The following is a 26,486-nucleotide window of genomic DNA, read 5'->3' on the forward strand; positions in this document are numbered from 1 at the left end:
GTGAAACACCGCGGAACCGGCTCCGCCGGTCCGCCGGTGTTGCCCCCGGCAGGGGGTAGGCGAAGCGACACGAAGTGCGCGCAGCCTGGGGGCGAGCCTCTATATGCCTTCGGGCTTGCGCAAAGTCTGCATGCGATCGACCGCGTGCACCTTCACTTTTCGCACCTCGGATCCCTGCTGCACGGTGAGTTCGACATCTGCATCGGCATCCGGGCGCTTCCAGAGCTGCTTGTAGAAGGCCTCGAGCGTCGTGACCTCGATACCGTCGATTTCCAGCACTACGTCGCCGGGCTGCAGACCCGCTTCGAGCGCCGGCCCGGAGCGGTCGACCCGCACGATTTCCACATGTCCCCCTCGCTCCGAGGACGACAGGCCCAACCATGGCCGGATGCTGGCACGTGTCCTGCCGGTGGACTGCATCTCCGCCAGCACTGGGCGCAGAAGGTCGACGGGAACGAACATGTTGCCCGGCAAGGTGCGATCCGGCCCGCCGGCTTCCAGTACGAACAAGCTGCCAATGCCGAGCAACTCCCCATTGGCGTTGAAAAGCGAGGCGCCGCTGTGATTCGCGACCGGCGGGCTGGTGAAGATCGCGGCGTCGATGTGATATTCCCAGTAGCCGGAGAACGGGCGCGTCCCGACAAGTCGCGTGAATCCCACCTCCGTGCCGCTGCTGCTTCCGGTGGCCACGAGCAAGGGCTGCCCGGCCTTCAGGGTGGACACGCCGCCCAAGGGAACAGGCTCGACGCCCCGCAGCGGCACCAGGGGTCGAACCAGCCCGAACCCGGTCGCGATGTCATAGGCCACCTGGCGCGCGGGCAGGACACGCTCGTCCTGAGTGACGACTTCGATGGTTTCGGCTTCCAGCAACAGGTAGCCGATGGTGAGGATCAGCCCGTCGGACCCGATCACCACGCCCGAACCCGAGCGACGCTGACCCAGGCTGTCGGCCGAGGTGGCACCCTCGGTCGCGGTGACGTTGACGGCGACGACTGCGTCCCCGGCACGCTTGAGCGCCTTGATCTGCACCTTGGCGGATGGGCTCTCTGGCGAATTGGTGGCCGGAGCGGCCTGGAGGCACAGGAGCGCCGTGCTGCTCGCGAGCAGGCAGCCGATCCATCGAGCGCGAGCACCTGAAAGCCAGTGGGCCCGCGAAGATCGAACAGGTGATCCTTGCATTTGCATGGCCGCGCTCCTTGGAACGATGGTCCCCCCATGGTGCGCCGCAAGCGCCGTGCTCGCAAGTCCGGCTCTTGCGAGGCAATGCCGTCTACCGGCCGGCCTATGCCAGGCTGTCACGCCACTGAAATAGCAACTGTCGTGCCAGATCAGCTAGAATCGGGGGTTCGTTTCGATACCACGACGAAGCACTTCGTCAATTCGCTGGCTGGCCTGGAGATTCCAGGCCCTTTCATTTCAAGCCGGCCCTCACAGTGTGTTGGTGCGCCAGATCGGGCGCCCATGATTGCCACCACTGCCTTCGTACTTGTTGAAGCGAACAGCGCGCTGTCCGCTCCGGTGGGCGCCATTTCCGGCCGGCCTGCGCTCGTTTTTTCAATTGTTTTCAGCGTTACGCGGCGTCGCGTGGCGCAAGGCTTTCATGGACATCATTCAACACAGCATCGCAGTGGGCAAGTATCTGGTCTCACCGCTCATCAAGGACCTGGACGACGGCCGTTTCGCGGCATCCGTGTCGATCCGGTCCGGCCGCGGAAGTGGCATGCACGATCGCGTCATGCGCTTCACGCCAAGCTTCGGCAACCGCGCCGCCGCAGTGCGCTATGCCGTCGACCAGGGACTGGGCTGGGTGCGCGAGCGCACGGCCCCGAGAGTGCACTGCGCCGCTTGAACCGCCCCCCCTTTTTCCTATCCAATCACGACAACCATTCAAGAAGGTAATTCATGCCCAAGGAAGAACTGATCGAAATGAACGGTGCAGTCACCGAAGTGCTGCCTGACTCGCGCTACCGCGTGACCCTCGACAACGGCCACCAGCTGATCGCCTACAGCGGCGGCAAGATGCGCAAGCACCACATCCGCATCCTGGCCGGCGACAAGGTGTCGCTGGAGCTTTCGCCCTACGACCTGACGAAGGGCCGCATCACGTTCCGCCACCTGGAACGCCGCGGTCCTCCGCCGGTGAACAGCGGCGGCAACAACTCGCAGCGCCGCTGATCCTCGCAGTGACCGGTTCCGCCACCGACTTCGCCACGCTGCCGCTTTCGCCACAGACGCTGGCGAACCTGACGCAGCTCGGCTATTTGCAGATGACGCCGATCCAGGCGGCCAGCCTGCCCGTGGCGCTCCTCGGCAAGGACCTCATCGCTCAAGCCAAGACCGGCAGCGGCAAGACGGCCGCCTTTGCGCTGGCACTCCTGGCGAACCTCAACCCGCGGCGCTTCGCGGTGCAGGCCATGGTGCTGTGCCCGACGCGCGAACTGGCCGACCAGGTGACGACGGAAATCCGCCGCCTCGCGCGCGCCGAGGAAAACATCAAGGTGGTCACCCTCTGCGGTGGCGTCGCATTGCGCGGCCAACTCGCCAGCCTCGAGCACGGCGCGCACATCGTGGTCGGGACGCCGGGGCGGATCATGGACCACCTCGACCGAGGCAGCCTCGATCTCGAAGCCCTCAATACGCTGGTGCTCGACGAAGCCGATCGCATGCTCGACATGGGCTTCTTCGACGACATCGCCAAGGTCGCGCGGCTGTGCCCCAAGGAACGCCAGACGCTGCTGTTCTCGGCGACCTATCCCGAGGGCATCGCCAAGCTGAGCGCGCAGTTCATGAAGAGTCCGCAGCAGATCACCGTGCAGGCGCAGCACGACGAAGCCAAGATCCGCCAGCGCTGGTACGAGGTGAAGGACAGTGAACGTCTGCACACCGTGAGCCTGTTGCTGAATCACTTCCGCCCGCTCAGCACGCTCGCCTTCTGCAACACCAAGCAGCAATGCCGCGACCTCGTGCAGGTGCTGCAGGCCCAGGGCTTCAGTGCGCTGGCGCTCTTCGGCGAACTCGAACAGCGCGAGCGCGACCAGGTGCTGGTGCAGTTCGCCAACCGAAGCTGCTCCGTGCTGGTCGCCACCGACGTGGCGGCACGCGGCCTCGACATCGCCCAGCTCGAGGCGGTGATCAACGTCGATGTCACGCCCGACCCCGAGATCCACATCCACCGCATCGGCCGCACGGGCCGCGGCGATGCAGAGGGCCTGGCGCTGAGCCTGGCCAGCATGGACGAGATGGGCAGCGTCGGAAAGATCGAGCAGCTGCAAGGCCGCGAATCCGAATGGCATCCGCTCGACGAGCTCGCCGGTGACCCGACCCCACTGCAGCCGCCCATGGCCACCTTGCAGATCGTCGGCGGCCGCAAGGAGAAAATCCGGGCCGGCGACGTGCTCGGCGCGCTGACCGGAGACGCCGGCTTCACCAAGGAGCAGGTCGGCAAGATCAACGTCAACGAGTTCTCCACGTACGTGGCGGTCGACCGGCGCATTGCGCGCGAGGCCGCGCACAAGCTTTCCACCGGCCGCGTCAAGGGCAAGCCCGTCAAAGTGCGGCTGCTCGACGATGTGGCTTAATTACGTCCTTCGATTTCTTTTTACCGAGCTTTCCATGCCCAAGAAAATCCGCACCGAGGCAGACCGCATTGCCACCCCCAAGCCCGTTCCGATGGCCGGCTACAACGTCCCCAAGTCGGGCGGCGGCCAGAAGGTCAGCCTCGAACGCGGCACCGCAACCCGCAGCAAGAAGAACCCGGGCAAGCGCGCCAAGAAGGGCGGCTGATCGCAACTCGCGATTCCCGGGCTCCGGCCCTTGCCAGAACGCGCCTCCGGGCGCGTTTTTCTTTGGATGGTCCCGAAGCATGTCCGACGACTACCAGATCGACATTCCTCCCTCGTTCTTCGCGGTGTTCACCGACGCCAGACAGCGCCTGAGCGAGCCGATCGCCGTTGTCCGCCAGCGCTACGAAGTCTGCGAGGACCTCGCCAACCATCTGGTGCAGCACGCGCAGATCCTGCATCACGTCGAGGTGCCGTCGGAGAGCGAAATCCTGCGGCGAATTCTTGCGGGCCTGGAATCGCCGGATGCCGGCGTGTCGGGTGCGGAAGCACGCTGGATCGTGCAGCGGCTCGCCGAATTGCTCGGATGGGCCGCTCCTCCATTCGACGACACGCCCGCCCCCTGAGCGTCGTCAGGACGGCGCGCGCCTTGCCTTCTTCGCCGGAGCCCTCGACCTCGCGGACCAGCGTTGCCACGGCCCGAAGCTCGCCGGCGGAGGCGGAAGGGCGTCAGTCGACCTTTGCGCCCGACGCCTTCACCACCGCGCCCATCGCATCCCAATCGGCGCGCAGCAGCTTCTGGAATTCTTCTGCGCTCTGGCTTCGCGGCTCGACGCCCAGGCGCTTGAAGCGCTCCTGGATCGCCGGATCGGCCAGCACCTTGTTGGTCGCGGCGTTGAGGCGGTCGACCTCCGCCTTGGACGTGCCCGCCGGCGCGAGCAGGCCGATCCACGAGTCGAAGGCGTAGCCCGGCAGCCCGCTCTCTGCGACGGTCGGCAGATTCGGCAGGAAGGGGCTGCGCTCCTGGCCGGTAGATGCCAGCAGCTTCATGCGGGGATCGTTCTGGAAGCCGATCACGCCGATGCTCGACGAGATCACCGCCTGGACGCGGCCCGCGAGCACTTCATTGACCGCCTCGCCCGTCGACTTGGTCGGGATGTGCGTCATCTGCAGGCCCGACTTCGCCAGGAAGGAAGCCATCGCAAGATGGGTGGCGCTGCCATTGCCCGCCGAAGCGTAGTTGTACTTGCCCGGGTTGGCCTTGACCTCCTTGATGAAGTCGGCCGTGTTCGACACGTTGAGACCGCTCGCCACCGCGAGCACATAGCCAGCGTTGCCGATGTTGGCAACGCCCACGAAATCCTTCAGCGGGTCGTAGGGCAGCTTGCTGTAGAGGAAGCCCGCAATGTGATGGCTCGCCGCCGCGAGCACCAGCGTATTCCCGTCGGCCGGTGCCTTGGCCACGATGGCCGCACCCACCGTGCCGCCCGCGCCGGCGCGGTTCTCGACGATCACCGCGGCGTTGAGCGCGGTGCCCAGTTCGTTGTTGAAGGCGCGCGCGACCGTGTCCTGCACCGCGCCCGTTCCGAAAGGCACGACGATGTGGATCACGCGCTGCTGCGCAAGGACAGGGGCCGCGGCGCCGAGGGTGAGCGCGCCGGCTGCGGCGAGAAGGGCCGAACGTCGTGTGGTGTGGAGCGTCATCGTTGATTGCACTTTCCGGATCGGTGGTGGAGATTCAGGCGCCCGCGCCGACCGGGAGCCAGCGCTCCACCAGCTTCACGAAGTAGCTGGCACCGATCGGGATGATCTCGTCGTTGAAGTCGAACGAGGTGTTGTGGATGATGCAAGGTCCGGGTCCATGGCCGTCGAGCCGGTGGTCGCCGTCGCCATTGCCGAGGAAGGCGTAACAGCCCGGCCGTACCTGAAGCATGTGGGCGAAATCCTCCGCGCCCATCACGGCCGGAAAGTCGTCGGTCACCATGTCGTCGCCCACCACCTCGCGCATCACGCTCGCCGCGAAGCGCGCCTCGGCGGCATGGTTGACGACCGGCGGCGACGCGCGGTTGAAGGTGATCTCCGCCGTGCATTCGTGGGCAGCAGCCACCCCTTCGGCGACCGTGCGCAAGCGCGCCTCGATCTTGTCGAGCGCATCGAGCGAGAAGGTGCGGACCGTGCCGCCGACCGTGGCCGCATCGGGGATGACGTTGGGCGCGTCCGACCCGAGAAGCTGCGTGACGGCAAGCAGGGCCCGCTCCGTGCTCGCGATGGTGCGCGGCACGATGGTCTGCAACTGCTGCGCGAGCGTGACGACGGCGGCCACCGGGTCGATACCGGTGTGCGGCATCGAGGCGTGCGTGCCACGGCCGCGCAGGGTGATCCTGTAGGTGTTGCTCGACGCCATGAGCGCGCCTTCGTTGAGCGCAAAGCGCCCCACGTCGCCGACGGGGAAGTTGTGCAGCGCGAAGACCGCATCGCACGGAAAGCGATCGAACAGGCCGTCCTGGATCATCTTCTTCGCGCCTGCCTTGCCCATCTCCTCGGCGGGCTGGAAGATGAAGTGAACCGTGCCGTCGAACTGGCTGCCCTTCTGCGCGAGATGCCACGCGGCTGCCAGCAGCATGGTGGTGTGGCCGTCATGCCCGCAGGCGTGCATCCGCCCGGCGTTCGTTGATTTGTGGGCGAATTCGTTGGCCTCGTGCAGGGGGAGGGCGTCCATGTCCGCACGCAGTCCGATGGTGCGCTTGCCCGAGCCCCGACGCAGCACGCCGACAAGACCGGTGCCGGCGATGCCGCGATGGACCTCGATGCCCCATTCCTCCAGCAGCTTCGCGACTTTTTCCGACGTGCGGTGCTCTTCGAAGCCGAGCTCCGGATGGGCATGGATGTCGCGGCGGATCGCGACGAAACGGGTGACGTCCGCAAAGGAATCGGCAAGGTTCATGGGCGAGGCTGGAAAGAACGAGCCCGGATTCTGTCTCAGTCCGGCAACCCGCGCGCATCAGCAGTTGGCCCTGGCGACCCGAGGCCCTACGATGGCTCCAATTGCCCCCGATGGAGTTTCGACATGAGCAACGAGTTGCGCAACAAGCTGCACGAGCTGCAGGAGCTATCGAACAACGCGGCCGATCCGCAGACGCGGGCGATCATCGAGGCGCTGCGGTTGCAGACCGCGATCCTCAACGAGCGCCTGTTCCGGATCGAGCTTCAACTCACCGAAGTCACCAAGCGCTGGGACGCCGACCCCGCCTGAGCGGCGCCTTCGGCTCAGCCCCGGCGCTCGGCGTTGCGCTTGCGAGTGGCCGCGGCCTTCTTCGCCGAAGCGGACCGCTCCGCCGCGCTTCGGGACGCTGAAGCCGCGCCGCCCAGTCGCCCGCCCTTGTGGGCAGGCGCGTGGTTCTCCGCCTTGCCGCGGCCCGAGCCGCTCTTCTTGCCGCCGCCGGTTTCCGCGTTCACGGTCGCCCAGGCACGCCGCTCCGCTTCACCCTTCCCGACACCGCGATGCTCGTAGCCCTTCTCGATGTGCTCGGCCTGGCGCTTCTGCTTGTCCGTGTACGACGACTTGTCACCCCTTGGCATGGTGTTGCTCCTGTTGATCTGGGACGGCCTATGTTTGCCGGCCCGCGCGCGCAGCGGGTAGGAAGAGCAGGGCGGTCCGTGTCAGTGCCCGCTTTCACGGCGCGCAGCTGGCCGTTCGGCCGCTTCCTACAAGCGCGCGAACCGGCTACCTTTACGCTTGGGACATTCGACGAGGAAAGCGCGTGAAACGCCACAACACTTCAGCTATCGCCGGCCTCTCCGTGCTGATCGGACTGGCCGCGGCCACCGCGGGCTATGCCGCCCTTCGCCTGCGGGAATCGGCCCGGCTGGCACGCAAGAGCCACCCCTTCGACAAGCTCGCGAGCCCCGAGGGTGCCCGGCTGCTGGTGATCGGCGACAGCACCGCCGAAGGGACCGGCGCCAGCGATCCTGCGTACAGCCTGCCGGGCCTGCTGTGCCGCGCCAATCCGTCGCTCACGGTCGTCAACAGGGGCCTTGCCGGCGCGCGGTTCGAGGACTTCCTCCCCCAGCTGGAAGGCGACGAGCGCTTCGATGCCGTGCTGATCCTCGGCGGCGGCAACGACGTCATCCGCATGACGCGCGATGCAGCCCTGCGCGACAGCATCCGGCGCGTGGCCCAGCGCGCGCGTGTGCGGGCCGATCTGGTGGTGTTCATGCCGCCGGGGAATCTCGGGAGCGTGCGGTTCTTCTTCCCGCCGTGGAGTTGGTGGATGACCTACCAGTCGCGACGGCTGCATGCCATCGTCTCGGCCGAGGCCCAGGCCAACGGAGCCCTCCACGTCTCGCTGTTCCGCGAGCGTGAGGACGATCCGTTCGCGCGCCATCCCCACCGCATGAGTGCGCGGGACGGCCTTCATCCCAGCGATGCAGGCTACGAACTCTGGCAGCGTGAACTCGAAACGCAGGCGCAGTTGTCCGCCAAGCTCCGCAAGATCGGCCGCAACGCCGCCGCGCGCGGCTCCGCCTTCTGACCTTCCGAGAACGTCCTACCTTTGCGCCGCATACAGCGGCTGCACGCGCCACCATGCAGGCAGCAGCGCGCGGATTTCCTCCCGCGCAAAGCGGTCGTCCAGCAGGTACAGCACGCCCGCATCGGTCTCGGTGCGGATGACGCGGCCGGCCGCCTGCACGACCTTCTGCAGGCCGGGGTAGACGTAGGTGTACTCGTAGCCATCGCCGAACAGCGCGTGCATCCGTTCGCGCATGACCTCGTTCGGCTCGTTGTACTGCGGCAGCCCCAGGCTCGCGACGAAGGCGCCGACGAGTCGGTCGCCCGGCAGGTCGATGCCTTCGCTGAACGCACCACCCAGCACCGCGAATCCGATGCCCTTCCCGCCGGTCGCGAACCGCGCCAGGAAGCCATCGCGATCTGCTTCGCGCATCCCGCGTGATTGCGACCACGCCGGAATCTCCGGATGCCGTTCGGCAAATGCTGCCGACGCGCTCGCGAGGTAGTCGAAGCTGCTGAAGAAGGCGAGGTAGTTGCCCGGGCGCTCGGCATACTGGCTCGCAATGATGTCGACAAGCGCCGCCAGCGATCGGCCGCGGTCGCGGAAACGGGTGGAGACGTCCATCGCCACGCGCACCGTCAGTTGCTCGCTTCGGAAGGGAGAGCCCACGTCGAGCGTTGCCGTGTCCTCGGGCAGGCCCAGCGTGTCGCGATAGAACGAGAAGGGCGCCAGAGTGCCCGAGAAGCAGGCTGCCGAGTTGCAATCGGCGAATCGGCTCTGGAGGAACGGAGCAGGCACCAGGTTGCGGATCGCCAGGCTCCGTGCACCGTCATCGCCTACGCTGCATTCGAAGACCGAATGCTTGCCGAAGGAATCGGTGAGACGCGCGAAGCGGAGCAGTTCGAAAAAGGACTCCTGCAGCGGACCGTGTGCATCGTCCGGCCGCGACGTGAAGTGCTCGGCCATCGTGCCGACCGCATCGAGCAGCGCACGCGCGAAGCGTTCGGGGATCTCGTCGCGTGCCTCGTAGGCGACGACCTGGTCCCGCTGCAGAAGCTGCCATTCGCGCTGCAACTGCCCGAGCACCTTCTTGATGAAGGGCGGCGCCTTGCCCCGCACGGCATCCACGGCCGACGCCTCCAGTTGCGCCGAATACATGCCGCGCGCGCGATCCAGCAGGTTGTGCGCCTCGTCGACCAGCAGCGCGACGCGCCACTCTTCCTCCTTCATCAGTCCGAAGAGGAAAGCGCTGCCGTCGAAGTAGTAGTTGTAGTCGCCGACGATCACGTCGCTCCACTTCACCATCTCCTGCGCGAGGAAGTACGGGCAGACCTCGTGCGCGAGGGCGATGCGTCGCAGGGCGGCGCGATCGAGCCACGCGTCCCGCGCGGCCTCGCTGCGGGCCGCGGGAAGCCGGTCGTAGAAGCCGCGCGCCAGCGGGCAGGCATCGCCATTGCAGGCACGGCCGGGGTACTCGCAGGCCTTCTCGCGCGCAGTGAGTTCGAGCACGCGCAGCGGCGCCCGCTCGCGGTCCAGCGTGCGCAACGCGTTCAGCGCAATCGACCGGCCGGACGTCTTGGCAGTGAGGAAGTAGATCTTGTCCAGCTTCTGGGCAGGCCGGGCCTTGAGCAGGGGGAAGAGGGTGGCGACCGTCTTGCCGATGCCCGTGGGCGCCTGCGCGAGCAGGCAGCGCTCCGAGAGGGCCGAGCGATAGACGGCCTGGGCCAGGTCCCGCTGCCCCGAACGGAACTCGCCGTGCGGGAAGTTCAGCGCGCCGAGCGCCTGGTCGAGTTGCGCGCGATGCCCGACTTCCTGCTCGGCCCACGCGAGGAAGCGGCTGCCGAGCAGCTCGAAGTGCTCGCGCAAGCCTTCACGCGTGCAGGCATCTTCCAGCACCACTTCGCGTTCCGTGCCGAGGTCGAAATAGACGAGCGCCACTTCGACCCGCTCCAGCGCATCGCGCTCGCACAGCATCCAGGCGTAGGTCCGGGCCTGTGCCCAGTGCAGGGCGCGATGGTTGGCCTTGATGGCTTCGAAGTCGCCACGGAAGGTCTTGATTTCCTCGACGCGGCGGCGATGCGGGTCGTATCCGTCGGCACGCCCGCGCACGTGCAGCCGCTCGTATTGCGACGTGAGCGATATCTCCGTTTCGTAGGCCGGGCCTCGACGCGCCTGCACCGTGCGATGGCCGGCCTGCCCCTCCTGCGCGCTCGGTGCGGGGACGAAGCGCAGATCGAGGTCGCCCGCCTTCGCGGCGAATGCGCAAAGCGTCTTGACCGAAACGGTGAATGCTTGGGATGAAGAAATTGCGACGGCCATGCGAGGTCCAGCTCCTTGGGACACTGGATGGACGTACACATGTTAGCGGCGATTCGCGGCGCAGAATCCGGCTTTTCCAGGAGTCGCGATGGACCATCAGCAAACAGCCGAGCCCGTGAAAGCCGAGCTTGATCGCTTGATCTCCGAGTTTTTCGACGCCGTCTCGTTTGAAGCTGGCGCGCTGCCGGCCTACGAGCGCGTCCGATCGCTCTTCATCGAGTCCGGCTTGCTGATCAAGAACGTCGGCGCCACGCCGGAGATCTCGACAGTTCAAGGATTCATCGAGCCAAGGGAGGCCATGGTCCGCAAAGGCGAGTTGACGCGTTTCCGGGAAGAAGAGCTTTCCGAAGCCACGCAAGTGTTCGGCAATGTCGCCCAGCGCTTCAGCGCCTACGCCAAGTCCGGCACCGTGAACGGAAACGCTTTCGAAGCGCGCGGGATGATCTCGACCCAGTTCATCCTGACGCCTTCCGGCTGGAAGATGAGTGCAATGGCCTGGGACGACGAAAGACCCGGCCTTTCATTGGCAAGCCCGTTGGCAAAAGCCTGAGTTCGCCTACTTGGCCTTCAGCGTCAGCGCTGGTCCGCCTTCGACCGCGGTGGTCGCTGTCTGGCGACCATTCGAGGCTAGGTCGTTGCCAGGACTAGGCTTTCAAAGCCCGCTGTATCGATCTGCATGAAGGGGACCGTTTGCCTCACATGCAAACGAAATGGCCTCAGCGCAGCAGTCGTCCCACGAGGTGCGGCAGTGAACCGACGCCACTCGCCGCCCCACTGCCCTCGGCCCCAAAAACGCGCCGCACCAACGGCCCAACCTCTGTTCCCGACACCAGGCAGAGCGATCGCACCCCGATCAACCGCGCGGTCTGCACCGCATGCCGCGCGTCCTCCGCCAGATAGCCGGGCTCGTGGATATCAATGTCGTGCGGCTCGCCATCGCCCAGCACGATCGCGAAGCGGCGCGGTGTGGGCTCCCGGATGAGCGCGCGCGCAGCGTGGCGCAGCGCGGCACCCAGCCGGGTCGAGAAGCCCGGTTTCAAGCCCGCAAGGCGGCGCTGTGCCGACACATCCCACGGCTGGCCGAAGTCAAGCACGCGGCTGTGCCGGACGCCATGGCGGCCATCGGAGCAGAAGGCCTGGATCGCGACGCGCCATCCGGCGGCGGTCATGGCAGCTGCCAGTCCGGCGGCGAGGCGCTGCTGGAGTTCGAGCCCACTCTGCGCGTCGCCCGTGGTGTGCGGCTCGCCGCTTGATGCCGAAACGTCGACCAGCAGCATGGCAGCCGTTTGAGCGGGTGCGCGCCAGCGTCGCCGATGCACAGGCACATCATCAGCCGTGCGGCCCTGGCGCAGCGCGAGCATGGCCTGCACAGCGGCATCGAGGTCGATCTCTTCGCCCTCGCGCTCGCGTGGCTTCGCACAAGCCTGGCATGCGTTTGCGCGCAGTGCGCCCACGAGCCGGGCATCGACTTCCCGCCCGAAGTCCTTCGTCGTGGTGCCCTCGGCCGAAAGAATCTCAGCCACCGTGCTCCAGTCGCGCCGCTCGCGCGCGATGCGCCGATCCCATTCGGGGTAGCGCCACTGGAGCGACTCCGGCGACGACTCGGCCGTGGGCCGATCGCCATCGAAAGCCGCGCCAGTCGCAGCCCGCGCAGCGCCCGTGTGTTCCTCGTCGCTGTGCCACAGCCAGCGGTTGTCGTCGCGGTAGCTCGGCCCGGGTCGGTAGAGCCGCGCATTGAAGCCGATGCGCATCTGGCCAATGTCGTTGCCGAGGGCCGAGGCCAACTGCCGCAGCGCGCGCGGCGCCACCTGCGCGAGCACTTCGCCGCTGTCGTCCAGGTAGAAGCGGGCTCTGCCCTTGCGAACCCACGGATGCGGATCGTCGTAGGTCGGATCGATCAGTGCGCGCGCCAGGCGCAGCATCAAGGTTTCGAAATCGGTCCCGTCGGCGGGCGTCACCGTGTGCCAGGTGGCCCACAGCCGGCGTAGGCCCGGCAGGTCACGGCAGGCCAGGGCCTCGACCCTCGCGTCTTCCAGCAGGCCCAGGAGCGCCTGCGTGACCGGCGCGATCCCCTCGCGCACGAATACACTGCGCGAGAACACCAGATGCGCCGCCGCGTGGGCCGCCGCAGCACGCAGCCATTGGCCAGCGGTAGCCGCATCGAGGCCGGCGGGCGCGCCTGGCAGATGCAGGCCAAGCCGCGAGAGGAAGGGCAGTTCGGGCGGTTCGGCCTCGATGTCTGCTGGCGCAGCCGCACGCAGCAGCGGTGGCGTCACGTTCCACAGGAGGCGCAGATATGGGCCGAGCAGCGCCAGTTCAGAAGGAAGCATCGACGGCGGCCAGAAGGGCGTCGCGCAGCGGCGCGTCATCGGTGAGCGGCGCGACCAGCGCCATGCGGCAGGCGGCGGCAGGCGTCATGCCCGCGCGCACGAGTTGCGCGGTGCGCACGAGCATGCGGGTTGATGCGCCCTCCTCGAGCCCGTGGCCGGCCAGCCGGCGCGAGCGAACGCCGAGCGCCACCAACGCAGAGGCCAGCTCGACCTCAATGCCGGCTTCGTGCATGAGGATCTCGGCTTCCTCCTCGCACCCGGGATAGCCGAACTCGAAGCCGCAAAAGCGCTGGCGCGTCGATGCCTTGAGGCTGCGGCTGCCACCGGGGTTGTACGAAACGACCAGCGCGAAGTCGGCATGCGCGCGCACACGCTCGCCATGGCGCTCGAGCGGCAGCATGCGGCGCGTGTCGGTGAGCGGGTGGATCACCACCGCCGTGTCGGCCCGCGCCTCGACGATCTCGTCGAGGTAGCAGATGGCGCCATGGCGCGCCGCCAGCGTCAGGGGCCCGTCCTGCCAGCGCGTTCCTGCAGCATCGAGCAGCCAGCGGCCGACCAGGTCACCCGCGCCGGTGTCCTCGTTACAGGCCACCGTGACCAGCGGCTTGTCGAGACGCCAGGCCATGTGCTCGACGAAGCGGGTCTTGCCGCAGCCCGTCGGGCCCTTGAGCAGGACCGGCAAACGTTGCGACCAGGCGGCCTCGAAACGCTCGCATTCGTCGCCCGTGGCGCGGTAGTAGGGCTCCGCGTCGATACGCCAGGCGGCGAGCAAGTCGCTCATCACTTGTGGGTGCCTGCCGAATCTTCGTTCGGAATGCCTTCGACAGGCGCCTCGGCCGTGCCGACCGTGCTGCGCGTGAAGGACTCCACCATCTCGCGCGTGCCCTGGGGGTCGGCGATCCACTTGGCATAGAAGTCGTAGGGGCAGTCGGCCACGCCCTTGTCGCCCTCGCGCGAGTTGATCAAGCCGGTGTAGCCGCGGTGCACCAGCTTGAACAGGTGGTTCTCGGACTGCCCGTTTTTTCGGAAGTCGCGGATCAGCGATTTGCTGAGCGCCGCGTACTGGATGCCCATTTCCTCCTCACCGCATTCGCCCAGCGTGCGGCCGTCGAAGCCGATCAGCGCCGAGTGGCCGAAGTACGAATAGACGCCGTCGAAGCCCGCCGCATTGGCCACCGCCACGTACGTGTTGTTGGCGAAGGCCATCGCCTTGCTGATCAGGATCTGCTGCTCCTTGGCCGGGTACATGTAGCCCTGGCAGCGGATGATGAGCTCGGCGCCCTTCATCGCGCAGTCGCGCCAAATCTCGGGGTAGTTGCCGTCGTCGCAGATGATCAGGCTGATCTTCATGCCCTTGGGGCCGTCGCTCACGTAGGTGCAGTTGCCCGGGTACCAGCCCTCGATCGGCACCCACGGCATGATCTTGCGGTACTTCTGGACGATCTCGCCCTGGTCGTTCATGAGGATCAGCGTGTTGTAGGGCGCCTTGTTGGGATGCTCCTCGTGGCGCTCGCCCGTGAGAGAGAACACGCCCCACACCTTGGCCTTGCGGCAGGCCTCGGCGAAGATCTCGGTCTCTGCACCCGGCACCGCGGCGGCGTTCTCGTACATCTCGGCGCTGTCATACATGATCCCGTGGGTGCTGTATTCGGGGAAGATGACGAGATCCATGCCCGGCAGGCCTGCTTTCATGCCGACCACCATCCTGGCGATCGCCCTGCAGTTGTCGAGCACCTCGGCCCGGGTGTGCAGCCGCGGCATCTTGTAGTTCACGACCGCCACGCCGACGGTGTCCTTGCTGCTCGAGATATCGCCGTGAATCATCTGGACCTGCCTTGTCTTCGGGTTGGACAGGTCATTGTGCGAAGCGCCCCGACCCTGGCGAATACGTTGATTGACGTAGCACCTGCGAGGCGCAGAATGCCGGCGCAGGAGACAAGCGACGTGCGCATCAAGACGATGGCCTCGACTGTGGGAATCGCGCTCGCGCTCGCGGGCGCGCCGGTCTGCGCGCCTGCGGCGGGGGCGAAGCCTGCGCGCGCCATGCCTGTCGCAGTCAGCAAGGTACCGGCCCGCTCGCCGCTGGACAGCTACCCCGCCGAGATCCGCTACCTGTCGAACGATGCGCCCTTTGTGGTCTTCGACGTCTCCCCACGCAGCCTGGGCGGCACGTCGCGCGAGTCCGACGCGGTCACACTGAGCTTCGTGGCCACCGACACGCTGCGCCAGGTCCATGTCTTCGCCTTCGCGCGTGCTTCGCCCTCGGGGCCGACACAGATGGCCGCCGGCGTGCCTTGCGGCCCGCGCGAGGCCGGCTACTGGGAGTGCCGGGTGTCGGCACACGAACTGCTCGCGCGGCTCGATCCGGGCGACGGCGAATTTGGCCTGCGTATCGAGGCCGAGGGCACGGCCAAGGCGCACAGCACGGTACTGGTCACGATGCCGTTGAATCGGCCGCGAGCGCGCGGTCTCAGTGACTGATCATCCAGGGCCGCTTCGACGGAAATGCCTTGGCGCCGCTCGGCGCGGTCACGGTGGCGCCGCGCCGGGCGCCGCCGCAGCAGCCGCAACCCGAGGGATGGCGGAGTCGCGCGTAGTCGCCCGAGCGCTTGGGCTCGTGCGCGGCGCGCTCGTTGACCGCGATCGCGCGCCGGGTGCCATCCGCCATCAGCGCGAGCCGCGGCGCCGCCGACATCACGCGCGGCGAGTCCGCACCGCAGTCGGGGCAGGCGGCCGGCTCGTCGCGCCGGCTCACGCTGCGCAGGGCATCGAAGCCGCCACAGCCGGCACACTGGTAGTCGTAGGTCGGCATGGTGCTGCGGTCCTCAGAGGTCGTGCGACAGCGGCATGTCGATCTTGCCGTCGATGAACTTGGTCGGCCCGCTCGCGTTCGGGTTGATGTCGAAGTCGAAGATGCCGGTCGGCAGCCACAGGGTGGCGCAGGCGTTCGGCACGTCGACCACGCCGCTGATGTGGCCCTGCACCGGCGCGGTGCCGAGGATCGAGTAGGCCTGGGCGCCGGAATAGCCGAACTTCTTCAAGTACTCGATCGCGTTGAGGCAGGCCTGGCGGTAGGCAACGTTGACGTCGAGGTAATACTGCTTGCCGGCCTCGTCGACCGAGATGCCCTCGAAGATGATGTAGTCGTTGTAGGTCGGCGTGATCGGGCTCGGCTTGAAGATCGGGTTCTTGATTCCGTACTTGGCCATGCCGCCCTTGATCAGCGTGACCTTCATGTGGACCCAGCCCGCCATCTCGATGGCGCCGCAGAAGGTGATCTCGCCGTCGCCCTGGCTGAAATGCAGGTCACCGACCGACAGTCCCGCGCCGTCGACGTAGACCGGGAAGAACACCTTCGAGCCGCGCGACAGGTCCTTGATGTCGCAGTTGCCGCCGTGCTCGCGCGGCGGCACGGTGCGCGCGCCCTCGGCCGCGGCCTTGGCCCTCGCCTCGCCCGTGAGCTTGCCCATGTGGGCCGTGCCCGGCGATGGCGGGTTGGCCAGACCGGCGGTCGGCGCGCTGTCGATCAGCTGCTGCTCGCGCGCGTTCCACATGTCGAGCATCGGCTTGTCGGGCAGGCAGCCGATCAGGCCAGGGTGGATCAGGCCCGCGAAGTTGACACCCGGGATGTGGCGCGAGCTCGTGAACATGCCCTTGAAGTCCCAGATGGATTTCTGCGCCTCGGGGAAGTGCTCGGTCAGGAAGCCGCCGCCGTTCTTCTTCGAGAAGAAGCCGTTGAAGCCCCACAGGCTGTCTGGCTTGGCGCCGATGTCGAGCAGGTCGACCACCAGCAGGTCGCCGGGCTCCGCGCCCTTGACGCCCACGGGGCCCGACAGGTAGTGCACCGTCGTCAGGTCGATGTCGCGCACGTCGTCGGCGCTGTCGTTGTTCTTGATGAAGCCACCGGTCCAGTCGAAAGTCTCGAGAATGAAGTCGTCGCCCGGGTTGACCCAGCACGCCATCGGGATGTCCGGATGCCAGCGGTTGTGGATCATCTCGTTCTCGGTCGGCGACTTCGTCAGGTCGACCTTGATCAGCGTATCTGTCATTTGCAGTGGCTCCAGGGGTTGTGGTTGAACGAAAGGGTCATCAGACAGAGAGATAGGCCTTGATGTGGTTCACGTCGGTCTTGTCGCGCGCGGTCTCGTGCACGAGGCGGCCGCCCTCGATCACGAACAGCCGGTCGGCGACGTCGAGCGCGAAGCTCAGCACCTGCTCCGAGACCACGATCGTGATGCCGCGCATCTTGCGGATCTCGTTGAGCGCCTTCGCAATGTCCTTGATGATCGAAGGCTGGATGCCCTCGGTGGGCTCGTCGAGCAGCAGCACCTTGGGGTCGGTGACCAGCGCCCGCGCGATCGCGAGCTGCTGCTGCTGCCCGCCTGACAGGTTGCCGCCCTTGCGCCGCTTCATCTCCCACAGCACCGGGAACAGCGCGTAGATCTCCTCGGGGATGCGGCGCGTGGCGGAGTTCTCGAGCCCGGTCTGGATGTTCTCCTCGACCGTCAGGGTCGGGAAGATCATTCGGCCCTGCGGCACGTAGGCGATGCCCTTGGCGACGCGGCGGTAGCTTTCGTCGCGCGAGACGTCCTGGCCCGCGACCTCGATGCGGCCGCTCCTGATCGGCAGGATACCCATCAGGCTCTTGAACAGCGTGGTCTTGCCCATGCCGTTGCGGCCCATGATGGCCACGGTCTCGTTGGCGCGGCCCTCGAACGAGATGCCGTGCAGCGCCTCGCTCTGGCCATAGGCGACGTGCAGGTCGGTGACGTTCAGCATGCGAATTCCTTGATCGATCAGTGGCCGAGGTAGACGTCGATGACCTTGGGGTCGTTCTGCACCGCGTCCATGGAGCCCTCGGCGAGGATCTTTCCCTGGTGCATCACCGTGACCTTGTGCGCGATCTGCTTGACGAAATCCATGTCGTGTTCGATCACGATCACCGAGCGGTTGACGCAGATGCGCTTGAGCAGCTCGGCCGTGAGCTCGCGCTCGCGCGCGCTCATGCCGGCGATCGGCTCGTCGAGCATCAGTAGCTCGGGCTCCTGCATCAGCAGCATGCCGATCTCGAGCCACTGCTTCTGGCCGTGCGAGAGCAGGCCGGCCTCGGTGTCGAGCTTGTCGGCCAGCCAGATGTCCTCGGCCACCACCTGCACGCGCGCCTTGACGTCGTCGGTGCACTTGAAGGCCAGCGCGCCCAGCACGGAACGGCCGCTCGGGTAGGACACCTCGAGGTTCTGGAACACGCTGAGGTTCTCGTAGATCGACGGCGTCTGGAACTTGCGCCCGATGCCCAGCCGCACCCGCTTGTGTTCGGCCATCCTCGTGAGCTCGGTGTTCTTGAACTTGATGCTGCCGCCACTGGCCTTGGTCTTGCCGCAGATCAGGTCCAGCAGCGTGGTCTTTCCGGCGCCGTTGGGGCCGATGATCACGCGCAGTTCATTGCGGTCGATGTAGAGGGTCAGGTCCTCGATCGCCTTGAAGCCATCGAAGGAGACGGTCAAGTCTTCCACCGCGAGGGCGAAGTCGGTGTTGCTCATGGTGCGGTTTGCTCCGGGTGCGTCGGTGAAGATCAGGCGCGCTGGCTGCCGACGCCGTCGGGCAGCGGCGCGTCGTAGGCGACGCGCGCTGCGGCCGCCGCACCGGATGCGCCGGCCCGGGGCGGCAGCGCCTCGGGGTAGGCGGCGTGCGCCGCCGCCACGCGTTCGGCATTGGCCCTGCGGTCGGCCAGGCGGCCGAACCACCAGGGCTTGACCTTGTCTTCCCAGACGCCGGCCAGGCCCATCGGGAATGCCATCGTCACGCCGATGAAGAGACCCGCCATGAGGAACAGCCACAGGTCCGGGAAGCTCTCCGAGAACAGTGTCTTGCCCGCGTTCACGAGCAAGGTGCCGTACACCGCGCCCACCAGGCTCATGCGGCCGCCGACCGCGGCGTAGATCACCATCTCGATCGAGGGCACGATGCCCACGAAGCTCGGCGACATGAAGCCCACCTGCAGCGAGAACAGCGCGCCGCCGATGCCCGACAGCGCGGCCGCGAGGCAGAAGGCGAAGACCTTGAAGTTCGAGACGTCGTAGCCCGAGAACCGCACCCGGTCTTCCTTGTCGCGCATCGCCAGCAGCAGGGTGCCGAGCTTGCTGGTCTGGATCCAGCGGCACAGCACGATGCTCGCGATCAGCAGCGCCACGCAGAGGTAGTAGAGGATGTACTTCGCGCTGTCGGTGCGCGTGTCCCAACCGAGCACCGTCTTGAGGTCGGTCATTCCGTTGACGCCGCCGGTGTAGCCCTGCTGGCCAATGATCAGCACCGTGACGATCAGCGCCACCGCCTGCGTGATGATCGCGAAGTAGACCCCGCCGACGCGCCGCTTGAACATCGCGTAGCTGATGATCCAGGCCAGCAGCGTCGGCACCGCGATCACGAGGATCAGGGTCAGCGGCAGGCTCTTGAACGGCAGCCACATGAGCGGCAACTCGGTGATCTGGTTCCAATCCATGAAGTCCGGGATGCCGGGGGTCGACTGGATCTTGGTGGTCGCGGGGTCGGAGGCCTCGAGCTTCAGGAACATCGCCATGGCGTAGCCGCCGAGGCCGAAGAAGACGCCCTGCCCCAGGCTCAGCACGCCGCCGTAGCCCCAGACCATCACGAGGCCGACCGCGACGAAGGCGTAGGTGAGGTATTTGCCGACCAGGTTGAGCCGGAAGATGTCGAGCGTGAGCGGCAGCACCACGGCCAGCAGCAGCACCAGCAGCAGCAAGCTGCCGAGCTGGTAGCGTTTGACGAGCGACTTGATCGTGTTCATGAAGAAGGCTTTCGGAAAATCAGCGACGTACCTTGGAAGCGAACAGGCCCTGCGGGCGCATCATGAGGATCAGCACGATGATCGACAGCGTGAGCACCTTGGCCATCGAGCCGGTCATGAAGAACTCCGCGATCGACTGCGTCTGCGCAATGCCGAAGGCCGAGACCACGGTGCCCAGCAGGCTGGCGGCGCCGCCGAAGGTGACGACGAGGAAGGCGTCGACGATGTAGAGCGAGCCCGAGGTCGGCCCGGTCGAGCCGATGGTGGTGAAGGCGGCCCCCGCCACGCCCGCGATGCCGCAGCCGATGGCAAAGGTGAGGCGGTCGGTGCGCTTGGTGTCGATGCCGGTGGCGTTGGCCATCACGCGGTTGGCGACCGTGGCGCGCACCCGCAGGCCCCAGCGACTGCGGTGCAGCGCGAGCAGCACGCCGAGCGTGACCACCGTGGTCAGCGCCAGCACGAACAGGCCGTTGATCGGGATGTCCAGCCCCTCGGCCGGCGCCCACGAGCCCATGAGCCATTCGGGCAGGGTCGGGCTCACTTCCTTGGGGCCGATGAAGGTGCGGAAGATCTGCTGCAGCCCGAGGCTGACACCGAAGGTGGCGAGCAGCGTATCGAGCGGTCGCTTGTAGAGGTGGCGGATCAGCGCCCATTCCACGATCCAGCCTGCGATGAAGGCGAACACGAAGGCCAGCCCGATCGCCAGCGGGAAGTAATAGGGCATGAGCGAAGGCGCCAGGTGCTCGGTGAGCCGCGCCGACATGTAGATCGTGTAGGCGCCGATGGTCATGAACTCGCCATGCGCCATGTTGATCACGCCCATCTGGCCGAAGATGATCGCCAGCCCCAGGCCCATCAGCAGCAGCACCGCGAACAGGCTCAGCCCCGCGAAGCCCTGCATCAGGCTGATGTTCATCATTTCCGAAAAATTCACAGCAAGACTCCAAAAGTGGGCCGGGCGGCACCCTTCGGGGGATACCGCGGAACCGGCTTCGCCGGTCCGCAGGTATCGCCCCCTTGAGGGGGATCCGGCTACACGAAGTGAGCCGGACCGGGGGTGGTTATTGGTACCCCTTGGGGAACGGATCCGGCTTGATCAGGTCCGGGGACTCGGCCACGACCTTGAAGGTGCCGTCGGGCTGTCCCTGGCCGATGCGCGCCTTGCTCCACAGGTGGTGGTTCTCGTCGAGCTTCACGTAGCCTTCGGGCGCGTTCTTGAGTTCGATGCCCGGCGAGGCGGCAACCACCTTGTCGACGTCGAAGCTGCCGGCCTTCTCGACCGCAGCCTTCCAGAGCCACGGACCCAGGTAGCCGGCCTGCGTGACGTCGCCGATCACCGCGTCCTTGCCGTACTTGGCCTTGAAGGCCGCGACGAACTTCTTGTTGTTCTCGTTCGGAAGGCTCTGGAAGTACTTCATCGACGAATAGAAGCCCGCGAAGTTCTCGCCGCCGACACCGGTCATCTCGTCCTCGGTCACGGCCAGGGTCAAGAGGAACTGTTTGTCGCCCGTGATGCCTGCGGCCTTGAGCTGCTTGTAGAAGGCCACGTTCGAGCCGCCCACCACCGCCGCGAAGATGCAGTCGGGCTTGGCGACCTTGATCTTGTTGATCAGCGAATTGAAGTTGGTGTGGCCCAGCGGGTAGTACTCCTCGCCCTTGACCGAACCCTTCTGGAAGTTCTCGATGTGCTTGCGCGCGATCTTCATCGAGGTGCGCGGCCAGATGTAGTCGGAGCCGACCAGAAAGAAGGTCTTGGCCTTCTTCTCCTTCGCGCCCCAGTCCAGGCCCCAGATGATCTGCTGCGTGGCTTCCTGGCCCGTGTAGAACACGTTCTTGCTCTGCTCCAGGCCTTCGTAGAAGGTGGGGTAGTAGAGCAGGCCGTTCTCCTTCTCGAACACCGGCAGCACCGCCTTGCGCGAGGCCGAGGTCCAGCAGCCGAACACGGTCGCGACCTTGTCGTTGACCAGCAGCTTCTTGGCCTTCTCTGCGAAGGTCGGCCAGTCGGAGGCGCCGTCTTCCTTGATCACCTTGATCTTGCGGCCGAGGATGCCGCCCATCGCGTTGATCTCGTCGATCGCGAGCTGCTCGGCCTGGATCGAGCCGGTCTCGGAGATCGCCATCGTGCCGGTGCTCGAGTGCAGCTGGCCGACCGTCACTTCCGTGTCGGTCACGGCCAGCTTGGTGGTGTTGACTTTGGCGGTCGGAAACTGCTGCGCGAAAGCCAGGCCACCGAGGCCCATGATCGGCAGGGCGGCGGCGCCCTGCAGCAGCCGGCGGCGGCCCAGCGCGATGCGCTCGATTCGCTCGAACGAGGGGTCGATCGACGGGTCTTGATGATCGCTAGACATGAAGGAATCTCCAGGCAGGGTTGAAAGGGGCGGCAGGCACCACCGCGACGCACGCACCACCGCTGTGCGGCGTGCGGCGCGACAGGCACCATGGACTGCACTCTAGGAACGGAGTGCGTGCATCCGAATACGTCAATCAACGTAGCCGCGCTCGGGGCACGCCCGGCGACACTGGCCAGCCGTCCTCCCCAGCGGCTGACGGAACAAGGAGCGCTTCTTGCAGAGTCACCGGCAAACCCCTTTCCTGAAAGAACGGAACATGCCGCCCGCCCGCTCGCCTGTGACAGGCCAGAAGATCTTCCGCATCCGGCGCGACTACAACGCCTGGGTCGCCGACGAGACGCTGGAGGACTACGCGCTGCGCTACACGCCGCGCAGCTTCCGCAAGTGGAGCGAGTTCCGGGTCGGCAACGCGGCCTTCGGCGCGACCTCCTTCCTCGCGCTGGAGGCGATCGGCGGCGCGATCGCGCTGAGCTACGGCTTCGAGAACGCGCTCTGGGCGATCCTGGTGGTCGGCATCGTCACCTTCCTGACCGGACTGCCGATCTGCTATTACGCGGCGCGCTACGGCGTCGACATGGACCTGCTCACGCGCGGCGCCGGCTTCGGCTACCTGGGCTCGACGCTCACCTCGCTGATCTACGCCAGCTTCACCTTCATCTTCTTCGCGCTCGAGGCGGCAATCCTCGCCCTGGCGCTGCAGATGTTCTTCGACTGGCCGCTGTGGGCCTGCTACCTGGTGTCGTCGGTGGTGATCATCCCGCTCGTGATGCGCGGCATCACGATGATCTCGGCGCTGCAGCTCTGGACCCAGCCGATCTGGCTGCTGCTGTTCGTGATGCCCTTCATCGCGGTGCTGGTCAAGAACCCCCAGGCCTTCGCGGACTTCACGGGCCTGGTGGGCCGCATCTCGGGCAGCAACGGCTTCGACCCGCTGATGTTCGGCGCCGCCGCCACCGTGGCTTTCTCGCTCGTGGTGCAGATCGGCGAGCAGGTCGACTACCTGCGCTTCCTGCCGGAGAAGACCCAGGCCAGTCGCGTGCGCTGGTGGACTGCGGTGCTGGTCGCCGGGCCCGGCTGGATCGTGCCGGGCATGCTCAAGATGCTCGGCGGCGCCTTCCTGGCCTTCCTCGCGCTGCAGCACGAGATCAAGCCCGAGCACGCCGTCGAGCCTACGCGCATGTACCTCGCGGGCTTCGCCTACGTGTTCGACAACCCGGCCTGGGTGCTCGGCGTGACGACCCTGTTCGTGGTGATCTCGCAGATGAAGATCAACCTCACCAACGCCTACGCGGGCTCGCTCGCCTGGTCGAACTTCTTCGCCCGCCTCACGCACAGCCATCCGGGGCGGGTCGTGTGGCTGGTGTTCAACGTGATGATCGCGATCCTGCTGATGACGCTGGGCGTCTTCGCCGCGCTCGAGAAGGTGCTGGGCTTGTACAGCAACATCGCGATCGCCTGGGTCGGCGCGCTGGTGGCCGACCTCGTCATCAACAAGCCGCTGGGCTGGAGCCCGCGCTCGATCGAGTTCAAGCGCGCCCACCTCTACGACATCAACCCGGTCGGGCTGGTGTCGATGCTGGTCGCGGCGACGCTCGCGATGGTCGCCTACGCAGGCGTGCTCGGGCGCTGGGCCGAATCGTTCTCGCCCTTCATCGCCCTGCTGACCGCGCTGGTCGTGTCGCCGCTGATGGCCTGGCGCACGCGCGGGCGCTACTACCTCGCGCGCAGCGACGTGCAGCGCTGGGCGCCGGGGCAACAGGTGCGCTGCTCGGTCTGCGACAACAGCTTCGAATCGGAGGACATGGCGCACTGCCCGGCCTACGGCGCGCCGATTTGCTCGCTATGCTGCACGCTCGAATCGCGCTGCCACGACGCCTGCAAGAAGGATTCGCGCGCCTCCGAGCAGATCGCGGTTTGGCTCAAGGCGCTGCTGCCACCGCCGCTGGCGCTGCGGCTGAACTTCCGCGTCGCGCACTACCTGCTGGTCGCGACCTCGCTGATCGCCATGCTGGCCACCGTCATGGGCATCGTCTATGCGCAAGAAGGGCTGCTCAACGCGACCGCGGCCGGCATCTTCCTGCAGGCGCCCTTCCTCAAGGTGTTCGCCATGCTGTCGATGGTGGCGGCCGTTTCCGCCTGGTGGATCGTGCTGGGCAGCGAGAGCCGCAAAATGGCGCAGGAGGAATCGAACCGCCACAACCACCTGCTCACGCTCGAGATCGAGGCCCACAAGCGTACCGACGCCGCGCTGCAGAGCGCCAAGGAGGCGGCCGAGGCCGCCAATCAGGCCAAGACCCGCTACGTGGCCGGCATGACGCACGAGCTGCGTACGCCGCTCAACAGCATCCTGGGCTACTCGCAGATCCTGCTCAAGAAGGACGGCAGCGCGGCGCCGCCGCCGCGCGCCGCGCTGCAGACCATCCACAAGAGCGGCGAGCACATGCTGGGTCTGATCGACGGGCTGCTCGACCTCGCGCGCATAGAGGCCGGCCGGCTGCAGTTGGAGCCGATGCCGCTCGCGCTGCCGACTTTCCTCGACGAGGTGGTCCGCATGGTCCGCCCGCAGGCCGAGGCCAAGGGCCTGGCCTTCGTCTACACCGAGAGCGGCCGGCTGCCGGCCTGGGTCCAGGCGGATGCCAAGCGGCTGCGCCAGATCCTGATCAACCTGCTGAGCAACGCCGTGCGGTTCACCGACGCAGGCACGGTCACGCTGCACGTCGATGCACGCCACCAGGTGCTGCGCTTCGACGTCGTCGACACCGGCATCGGCGTGGCTGCGCAAGATCTGCAGCGCATCTTCCTGCCCTTCGAGCGTGGCGCCGCGGGGCGCCGCCATGGCGGCGAGCCCGGCACCGGGCTCGGCCTCACGATCACCGGGCTCTTGACCTCGCTGATGGGTGGCGAGTTGCGGCTGTCGGCCACCTCGGCCGCTGGCAGCACCTTCAGCGTGCGGGTCTACCTGCGCGAAGTGGCGGACCCGGGGCCGCAGGCTGAGCCGCAGCGCGCGATCTCGGGCTACTTCGGGCCGCGCCGCACGCTACTGGTGGTCGACGACCAGCCGGTGCAGCGCCAGATGCTGGCCGGCATGCTGATGCCGCTGGGCTTCGACGTGCGCGAGGCCGCGAGCGGCACCGAATGCCTGGACAGCCTGCGTGCCCACGTGCCCTCGGCGATTCTGCTCGACCTCAGCATGGACGACATGGACGGCTGGGAGACAGCCGACCGCGTACGCACGGCCGGCTTCACCCTGCCGATCATCATCGTCTCTGCCAACGTGTTCGAGAATCAGGCCGCGCGCCTGCGCGCCAGCGACTGCCAGGCCTTCGTCGGCAAGCCGGTGATCGAATCGGAGCTGATTGCCACGCTGGAGCGCAACCTCGGCCTCGAATGGCTGCAGCACGCACCGGCGCCGGCATCGGGGGCCGCGGCGCTCGCTCCCCCCGAACTCGCGAGCCTGCCCGAGGAGGCCAGGCTCGAGCTGATGCGGCTGGTGCAGGTCGGCCACGTGCGCGGCCTCCAGCAGGCGCTCGACCGCCTGGCCAACGATCATCCCGAGCTGGCCGCCACCTGCACGCACCTGCGCGCGCTGGTGGCCCGCTTCGACCTCGACAGTTTCAAGCGAACCCTTGCAGAGGAGGCCCATGCGTCCCAACCCTGAGACCGAACGCCCCGTGGTGCTGGTGGTCGACGACGCGCCCAGCAGCCTGGGCATGCTGTGCGACACGCTCGAGGCCAGCGGCTACACCGTGCTGGTGGCGCCGGACGGCGAATCGGCGCTGCAGCGCCTCGAACTCGTGGTGCCCGATGCGATTCTGCTCGACGGCATCATGCCTGGGCTGTCGGGCTTCGAAACCTGCCGTCGCATCAAGGCCGACCCGGCGCTGGCCCACATCCCAGTGCTGTTCATGACCGGCATGTCGGATTCGCAGGACGTGGTGGAGGGCTTCGCGAGCGGCGGTGTCGACTACGTGGTGAAGCCGATCCGCGCGCAGGAGGTGCTCGCGCGGTTGCACACCCACACTCGCAACGCGCGCATCACGCGCATGGCGCGCGACGCGGTCGACGTCGCTGGGATGGGCGTCGTGTTCGTCGATGCGCACGGCCGCCTGGCTTGGCGCTCGCCCCAGGCCGCGCTGTGGCTGCAGGATATCGGCACGCCGACGCTGCCGGGCCAGCTGCCGGGAGCCTTGGCCGACGCACTGCAGCCCGATGCCCACGTGCGGGTCACCACCCACGGAGGCATCCGGCTGACGGTGCGCAACCTCGGCACCGCGACGCTCGGTGAAACCATGCTGCTGTTGGCGGTGCAGCGCGACGAGCCCGGCCACTCGGCGCGCCTCGCCGAAGCCGCGCTCACGCCGCGGGAGACCGAGGTGCTTTCGTGGCTGGCCAAGGGCAAGACCAATCGCGACATCGGTGACATTCTCGGCACCAGCCCGCGCACCGTGAACAAGCACCTCGAGCACATCTTCGAGAAGCTCGGCGTGGAAACGCGCGCGGCCGCAGCGGCGCTAGCGAGCGGCTTCCTAGCCTGAGGCGGCCCGCGGAGGGGCGGCAGCAACGGATTTCCCCGGAGGCTGAACTGCCGGAAGCCAGCACGCTCTTGATCC

General features: G+C 66.9%; 26 protein-coding genes. 11 read left to right on the forward strand and 15 right to left on the reverse strand.

Translation table 11 applies throughout. The annotated features are described in order from the left end of the window. Positions 1-99 precede the first annotated feature (99 nt). Positions 100-1,185, reverse strand: a complete 1,086-nt coding sequence (locus AC1D3B_RS13640; RefSeq protein WP_478191204.1) for a S1C family serine protease — start codon at positions 1,183-1,185, stop codon at positions 100-102. A 415-nt stretch (positions 1,186-1,600) separates the two neighbouring features. Between AC1D3B_RS13640 and AC1D3B_RS13645 the strand changes: the two genes are divergently transcribed. The 5 genes from AC1D3B_RS13645 to AC1D3B_RS13665 all read left to right on the forward strand — a co-directional run bounded on the left by AC1D3B_RS13645 (position 1,601) and on the right by AC1D3B_RS13665 (position 4,186). Then, the gene (locus tag AC1D3B_RS13645; protein ID WP_478191205.1) at positions 1,601-1,849 is read left to right on the forward strand and encodes a hypothetical protein; all 249 of its coding nucleotides are present in this window, start codon (positions 1,601-1,603) and stop codon (positions 1,847-1,849) included. Between the two features lie 53 nt (positions 1,850-1,902). Beyond that, entirely contained in the window at positions 1,903-2,175 is a 273-nt protein-coding gene (gene infA, locus AC1D3B_RS13650; protein WP_286519699.1) for a translation initiation factor IF-1, read from the forward strand. An 8-nt stretch (positions 2,176-2,183) separates the two neighbouring features. Then, positions 2,184-3,578 (forward strand): ATP-dependent RNA helicase DbpA, encoded by a 1,395-nt coding sequence (gene dbpA / locus AC1D3B_RS13655; protein ID WP_478191206.1) that lies wholly within the window; start codon positions 2,184-2,186, stop codon positions 3,576-3,578. Between the two features lie 34 nt (positions 3,579-3,612). Then, on the forward strand, positions 3,613-3,783 hold the full coding sequence (locus AC1D3B_RS13660) for a hypothetical protein (protein WP_286610847.1): 171 nt from the start codon (positions 3,613-3,615) through the stop codon (positions 3,781-3,783). A gap of 79 nt (positions 3,784-3,862) precedes the next feature. Further along, a complete protein-coding gene (locus AC1D3B_RS13665; protein WP_478191207.1) occupies positions 3,863-4,186 on the forward strand; it encodes a hypothetical protein in 324 nt (107 codons plus the stop codon). 103 nt (positions 4,187-4,289) lie between these two features. On the opposite strand, the gene AC1D3B_RS13670 is transcribed toward AC1D3B_RS13665, so the two are convergent. Both AC1D3B_RS13670 and AC1D3B_RS13675 read right to left on the reverse strand, forming a co-directional pair. Continuing rightward, positions 4,290-5,264, reverse strand: a complete 975-nt coding sequence (locus AC1D3B_RS13670; protein WP_478191208.1) for a tripartite tricarboxylate transporter substrate-binding protein — start codon at positions 5,262-5,264, stop codon at positions 4,290-4,292. A gap of 34 nt (positions 5,265-5,298) precedes the next feature. Beyond that, on the reverse strand, positions 5,299-6,504 hold the full coding sequence (locus AC1D3B_RS13675) for a M20 aminoacylase family protein (protein WP_478191209.1): 1,206 nt from the start codon (positions 6,502-6,504) through the stop codon (positions 5,299-5,301). Positions 6,505-6,627: 123 nt separating this feature from the next. Here AC1D3B_RS13675 and AC1D3B_RS13680 point away from each other — a divergent pair, with 123 nt between their 5' ends. After that, positions 6,628-6,813 carry a hypothetical protein gene (locus tag AC1D3B_RS13680; protein WP_478191210.1) on the forward strand — a complete coding sequence of 62 codons (186 nt, stop codon included), beginning with the start codon at positions 6,628-6,630 and terminating at the stop codon, positions 6,811-6,813. Between the two features lie 14 nt (positions 6,814-6,827). On the opposite strand, the gene AC1D3B_RS13685 is transcribed toward AC1D3B_RS13680, so the two are convergent. Continuing rightward, complete coding sequence (locus tag AC1D3B_RS13685) at positions 6,828-7,139, reverse strand: plasmid stabilization protein (RefSeq protein ID WP_478191211.1); 312 nt, start codon at positions 7,137-7,139, stop codon at positions 6,828-6,830. Positions 7,140-7,321: 182 nt separating this feature from the next. Between AC1D3B_RS13685 and AC1D3B_RS13690 the strand changes: the two genes are divergently transcribed. Next, positions 7,322-8,092 (forward strand): SGNH/GDSL hydrolase family protein, encoded by a 771-nt coding sequence (locus AC1D3B_RS13690; protein WP_478191212.1) that lies wholly within the window; start codon positions 7,322-7,324, stop codon positions 8,090-8,092. A gap of 15 nt (positions 8,093-8,107) precedes the next feature. On the opposite strand, the gene AC1D3B_RS13695 is transcribed toward AC1D3B_RS13690, so the two are convergent. Beyond that, positions 8,108-10,390 carry a helicase C-terminal domain-containing protein gene (locus AC1D3B_RS13695; RefSeq protein WP_478191213.1) on the reverse strand — a complete coding sequence of 761 codons (2,283 nt, stop codon included), beginning with the start codon at positions 10,388-10,390 and terminating at the stop codon, positions 8,108-8,110. Between the two features lie 88 nt (positions 10,391-10,478). Between AC1D3B_RS13695 and AC1D3B_RS13700 the strand changes: the two genes are divergently transcribed. Beyond that, entirely contained in the window at positions 10,479-10,940 is a 462-nt protein-coding gene (locus AC1D3B_RS13700) for a hypothetical protein (protein ID WP_478191214.1), read from the forward strand. Between the two features lie 166 nt (positions 10,941-11,106). On the opposite strand, the gene AC1D3B_RS13705 is transcribed toward AC1D3B_RS13700, so the two are convergent. The 3 genes from AC1D3B_RS13705 to AC1D3B_RS13715 are packed head-to-tail and all read right to left on the reverse strand — an operon-like array spanning position 11,107 to position 14,544. Then, the gene (locus AC1D3B_RS13705) at positions 11,107-12,720 is read right to left on the reverse strand and encodes a nitric oxide reductase activation protein NorD (RefSeq protein ID WP_478191215.1); all 1,614 of its coding nucleotides are present in this window, start codon (positions 12,718-12,720) and stop codon (positions 11,107-11,109) included. Further along, positions 12,707-13,501, reverse strand: a complete 795-nt coding sequence (locus tag AC1D3B_RS13710; RefSeq protein WP_478191216.1) for an AAA family ATPase — start codon at positions 13,499-13,501, stop codon at positions 12,707-12,709. Before AC1D3B_RS13710 ends, AC1D3B_RS13705 begins: the two co-directional genes overlap by 14 nt. Further along, the gene (locus AC1D3B_RS13715; RefSeq protein ID WP_478191217.1) at positions 13,501-14,544 is read right to left on the reverse strand and encodes an aliphatic amidase; all 1,044 of its coding nucleotides are present in this window, start codon (positions 14,542-14,544) and stop codon (positions 13,501-13,503) included. The genes AC1D3B_RS13710 and AC1D3B_RS13715 overlap by 1 nt, the downstream gene beginning before the upstream one ends. A 120-nt stretch (positions 14,545-14,664) precedes the next feature. Between AC1D3B_RS13715 and AC1D3B_RS13720 the strand changes: the two genes are divergently transcribed. Beyond that, positions 14,665-15,201: a hypothetical protein gene (locus AC1D3B_RS13720; protein WP_478191218.1), complete on the forward strand. Its 537-nt coding sequence runs from the start codon at positions 14,665-14,667 to the stop codon at positions 15,199-15,201. Here the strand turns inward: AC1D3B_RS13720 and AC1D3B_RS13725 are convergent. The 7 genes from AC1D3B_RS13725 to urtA all read right to left on the reverse strand — a co-directional run bounded on the left by AC1D3B_RS13725 (position 15,191) and on the right by urtA (position 21,873). Further along, positions 15,191-15,532, reverse strand: a complete 342-nt coding sequence (locus AC1D3B_RS13725) for a zinc ribbon domain-containing protein (protein WP_478191219.1) — start codon at positions 15,530-15,532, stop codon at positions 15,191-15,193. The genes AC1D3B_RS13720 and AC1D3B_RS13725 overlap by 11 nt on opposite strands. A gap of 13 nt (positions 15,533-15,545) precedes the next feature. Beyond that, positions 15,546-16,769 (reverse strand): formamidase, encoded by a 1,224-nt coding sequence (gene fmdA, locus AC1D3B_RS13730; protein ID WP_478191220.1) that lies wholly within the window; start codon positions 16,767-16,769, stop codon positions 15,546-15,548. Positions 16,770-16,809: 40 nt separating this feature from the next. Beyond that, positions 16,810-17,499 (reverse strand): urea ABC transporter ATP-binding subunit UrtE, encoded by a 690-nt coding sequence (urtE, locus tag AC1D3B_RS13735; protein ID WP_478191221.1) that lies wholly within the window; start codon positions 17,497-17,499, stop codon positions 16,810-16,812. Positions 17,500-17,516: 17 nt separating this feature from the next. Beyond that, positions 17,517-18,260: an urea ABC transporter ATP-binding protein UrtD gene (gene urtD, locus AC1D3B_RS13740; RefSeq protein ID WP_478191222.1), complete on the reverse strand. Its 744-nt coding sequence runs from the start codon at positions 18,258-18,260 to the stop codon at positions 17,517-17,519. A gap of 32 nt (positions 18,261-18,292) precedes the next feature. Next, complete coding sequence (urtC, locus tag AC1D3B_RS13745) at positions 18,293-19,525, reverse strand: urea ABC transporter permease subunit UrtC (RefSeq protein ID WP_478191223.1); 1,233 nt, start codon at positions 19,523-19,525, stop codon at positions 18,293-18,295. Between the two features lie 19 nt (positions 19,526-19,544). After that, on the reverse strand, positions 19,545-20,459 hold the full coding sequence (urtB, locus tag AC1D3B_RS13750) for an urea ABC transporter permease subunit UrtB (RefSeq protein ID WP_478191224.1): 915 nt from the start codon (positions 20,457-20,459) through the stop codon (positions 19,545-19,547). 127 nt (positions 20,460-20,586) lie between these two features. Then, entirely contained in the window at positions 20,587-21,873 is a 1,287-nt protein-coding gene (gene urtA, locus AC1D3B_RS13755; protein ID WP_478191225.1) for an urea ABC transporter substrate-binding protein, read from the reverse strand. Positions 21,874-22,132: 259 nt separating this feature from the next. Between urtA and AC1D3B_RS13760 the strand changes: the two genes are divergently transcribed. Both AC1D3B_RS13760 and AC1D3B_RS13765 read left to right on the forward strand, forming a co-directional pair. Continuing rightward, complete coding sequence (locus AC1D3B_RS13760; RefSeq protein WP_478191226.1) at positions 22,133-25,534, forward strand: hybrid sensor histidine kinase/response regulator; 3,402 nt, start codon at positions 22,133-22,135, stop codon at positions 25,532-25,534. After that, positions 25,518-26,411, forward strand: coding sequence for a response regulator (locus AC1D3B_RS13765; RefSeq protein ID WP_478191227.1), 894 nt, complete (start codon positions 25,518-25,520; stop codon positions 26,409-26,411). Before AC1D3B_RS13760 ends, AC1D3B_RS13765 begins: the two co-directional genes overlap by 17 nt. The last annotated feature ends 75 nt before the right edge of the window (positions 26,412-26,486 follow it).

The organism is Variovorax sp. P5_A3, from assembly GCF_056400665.1.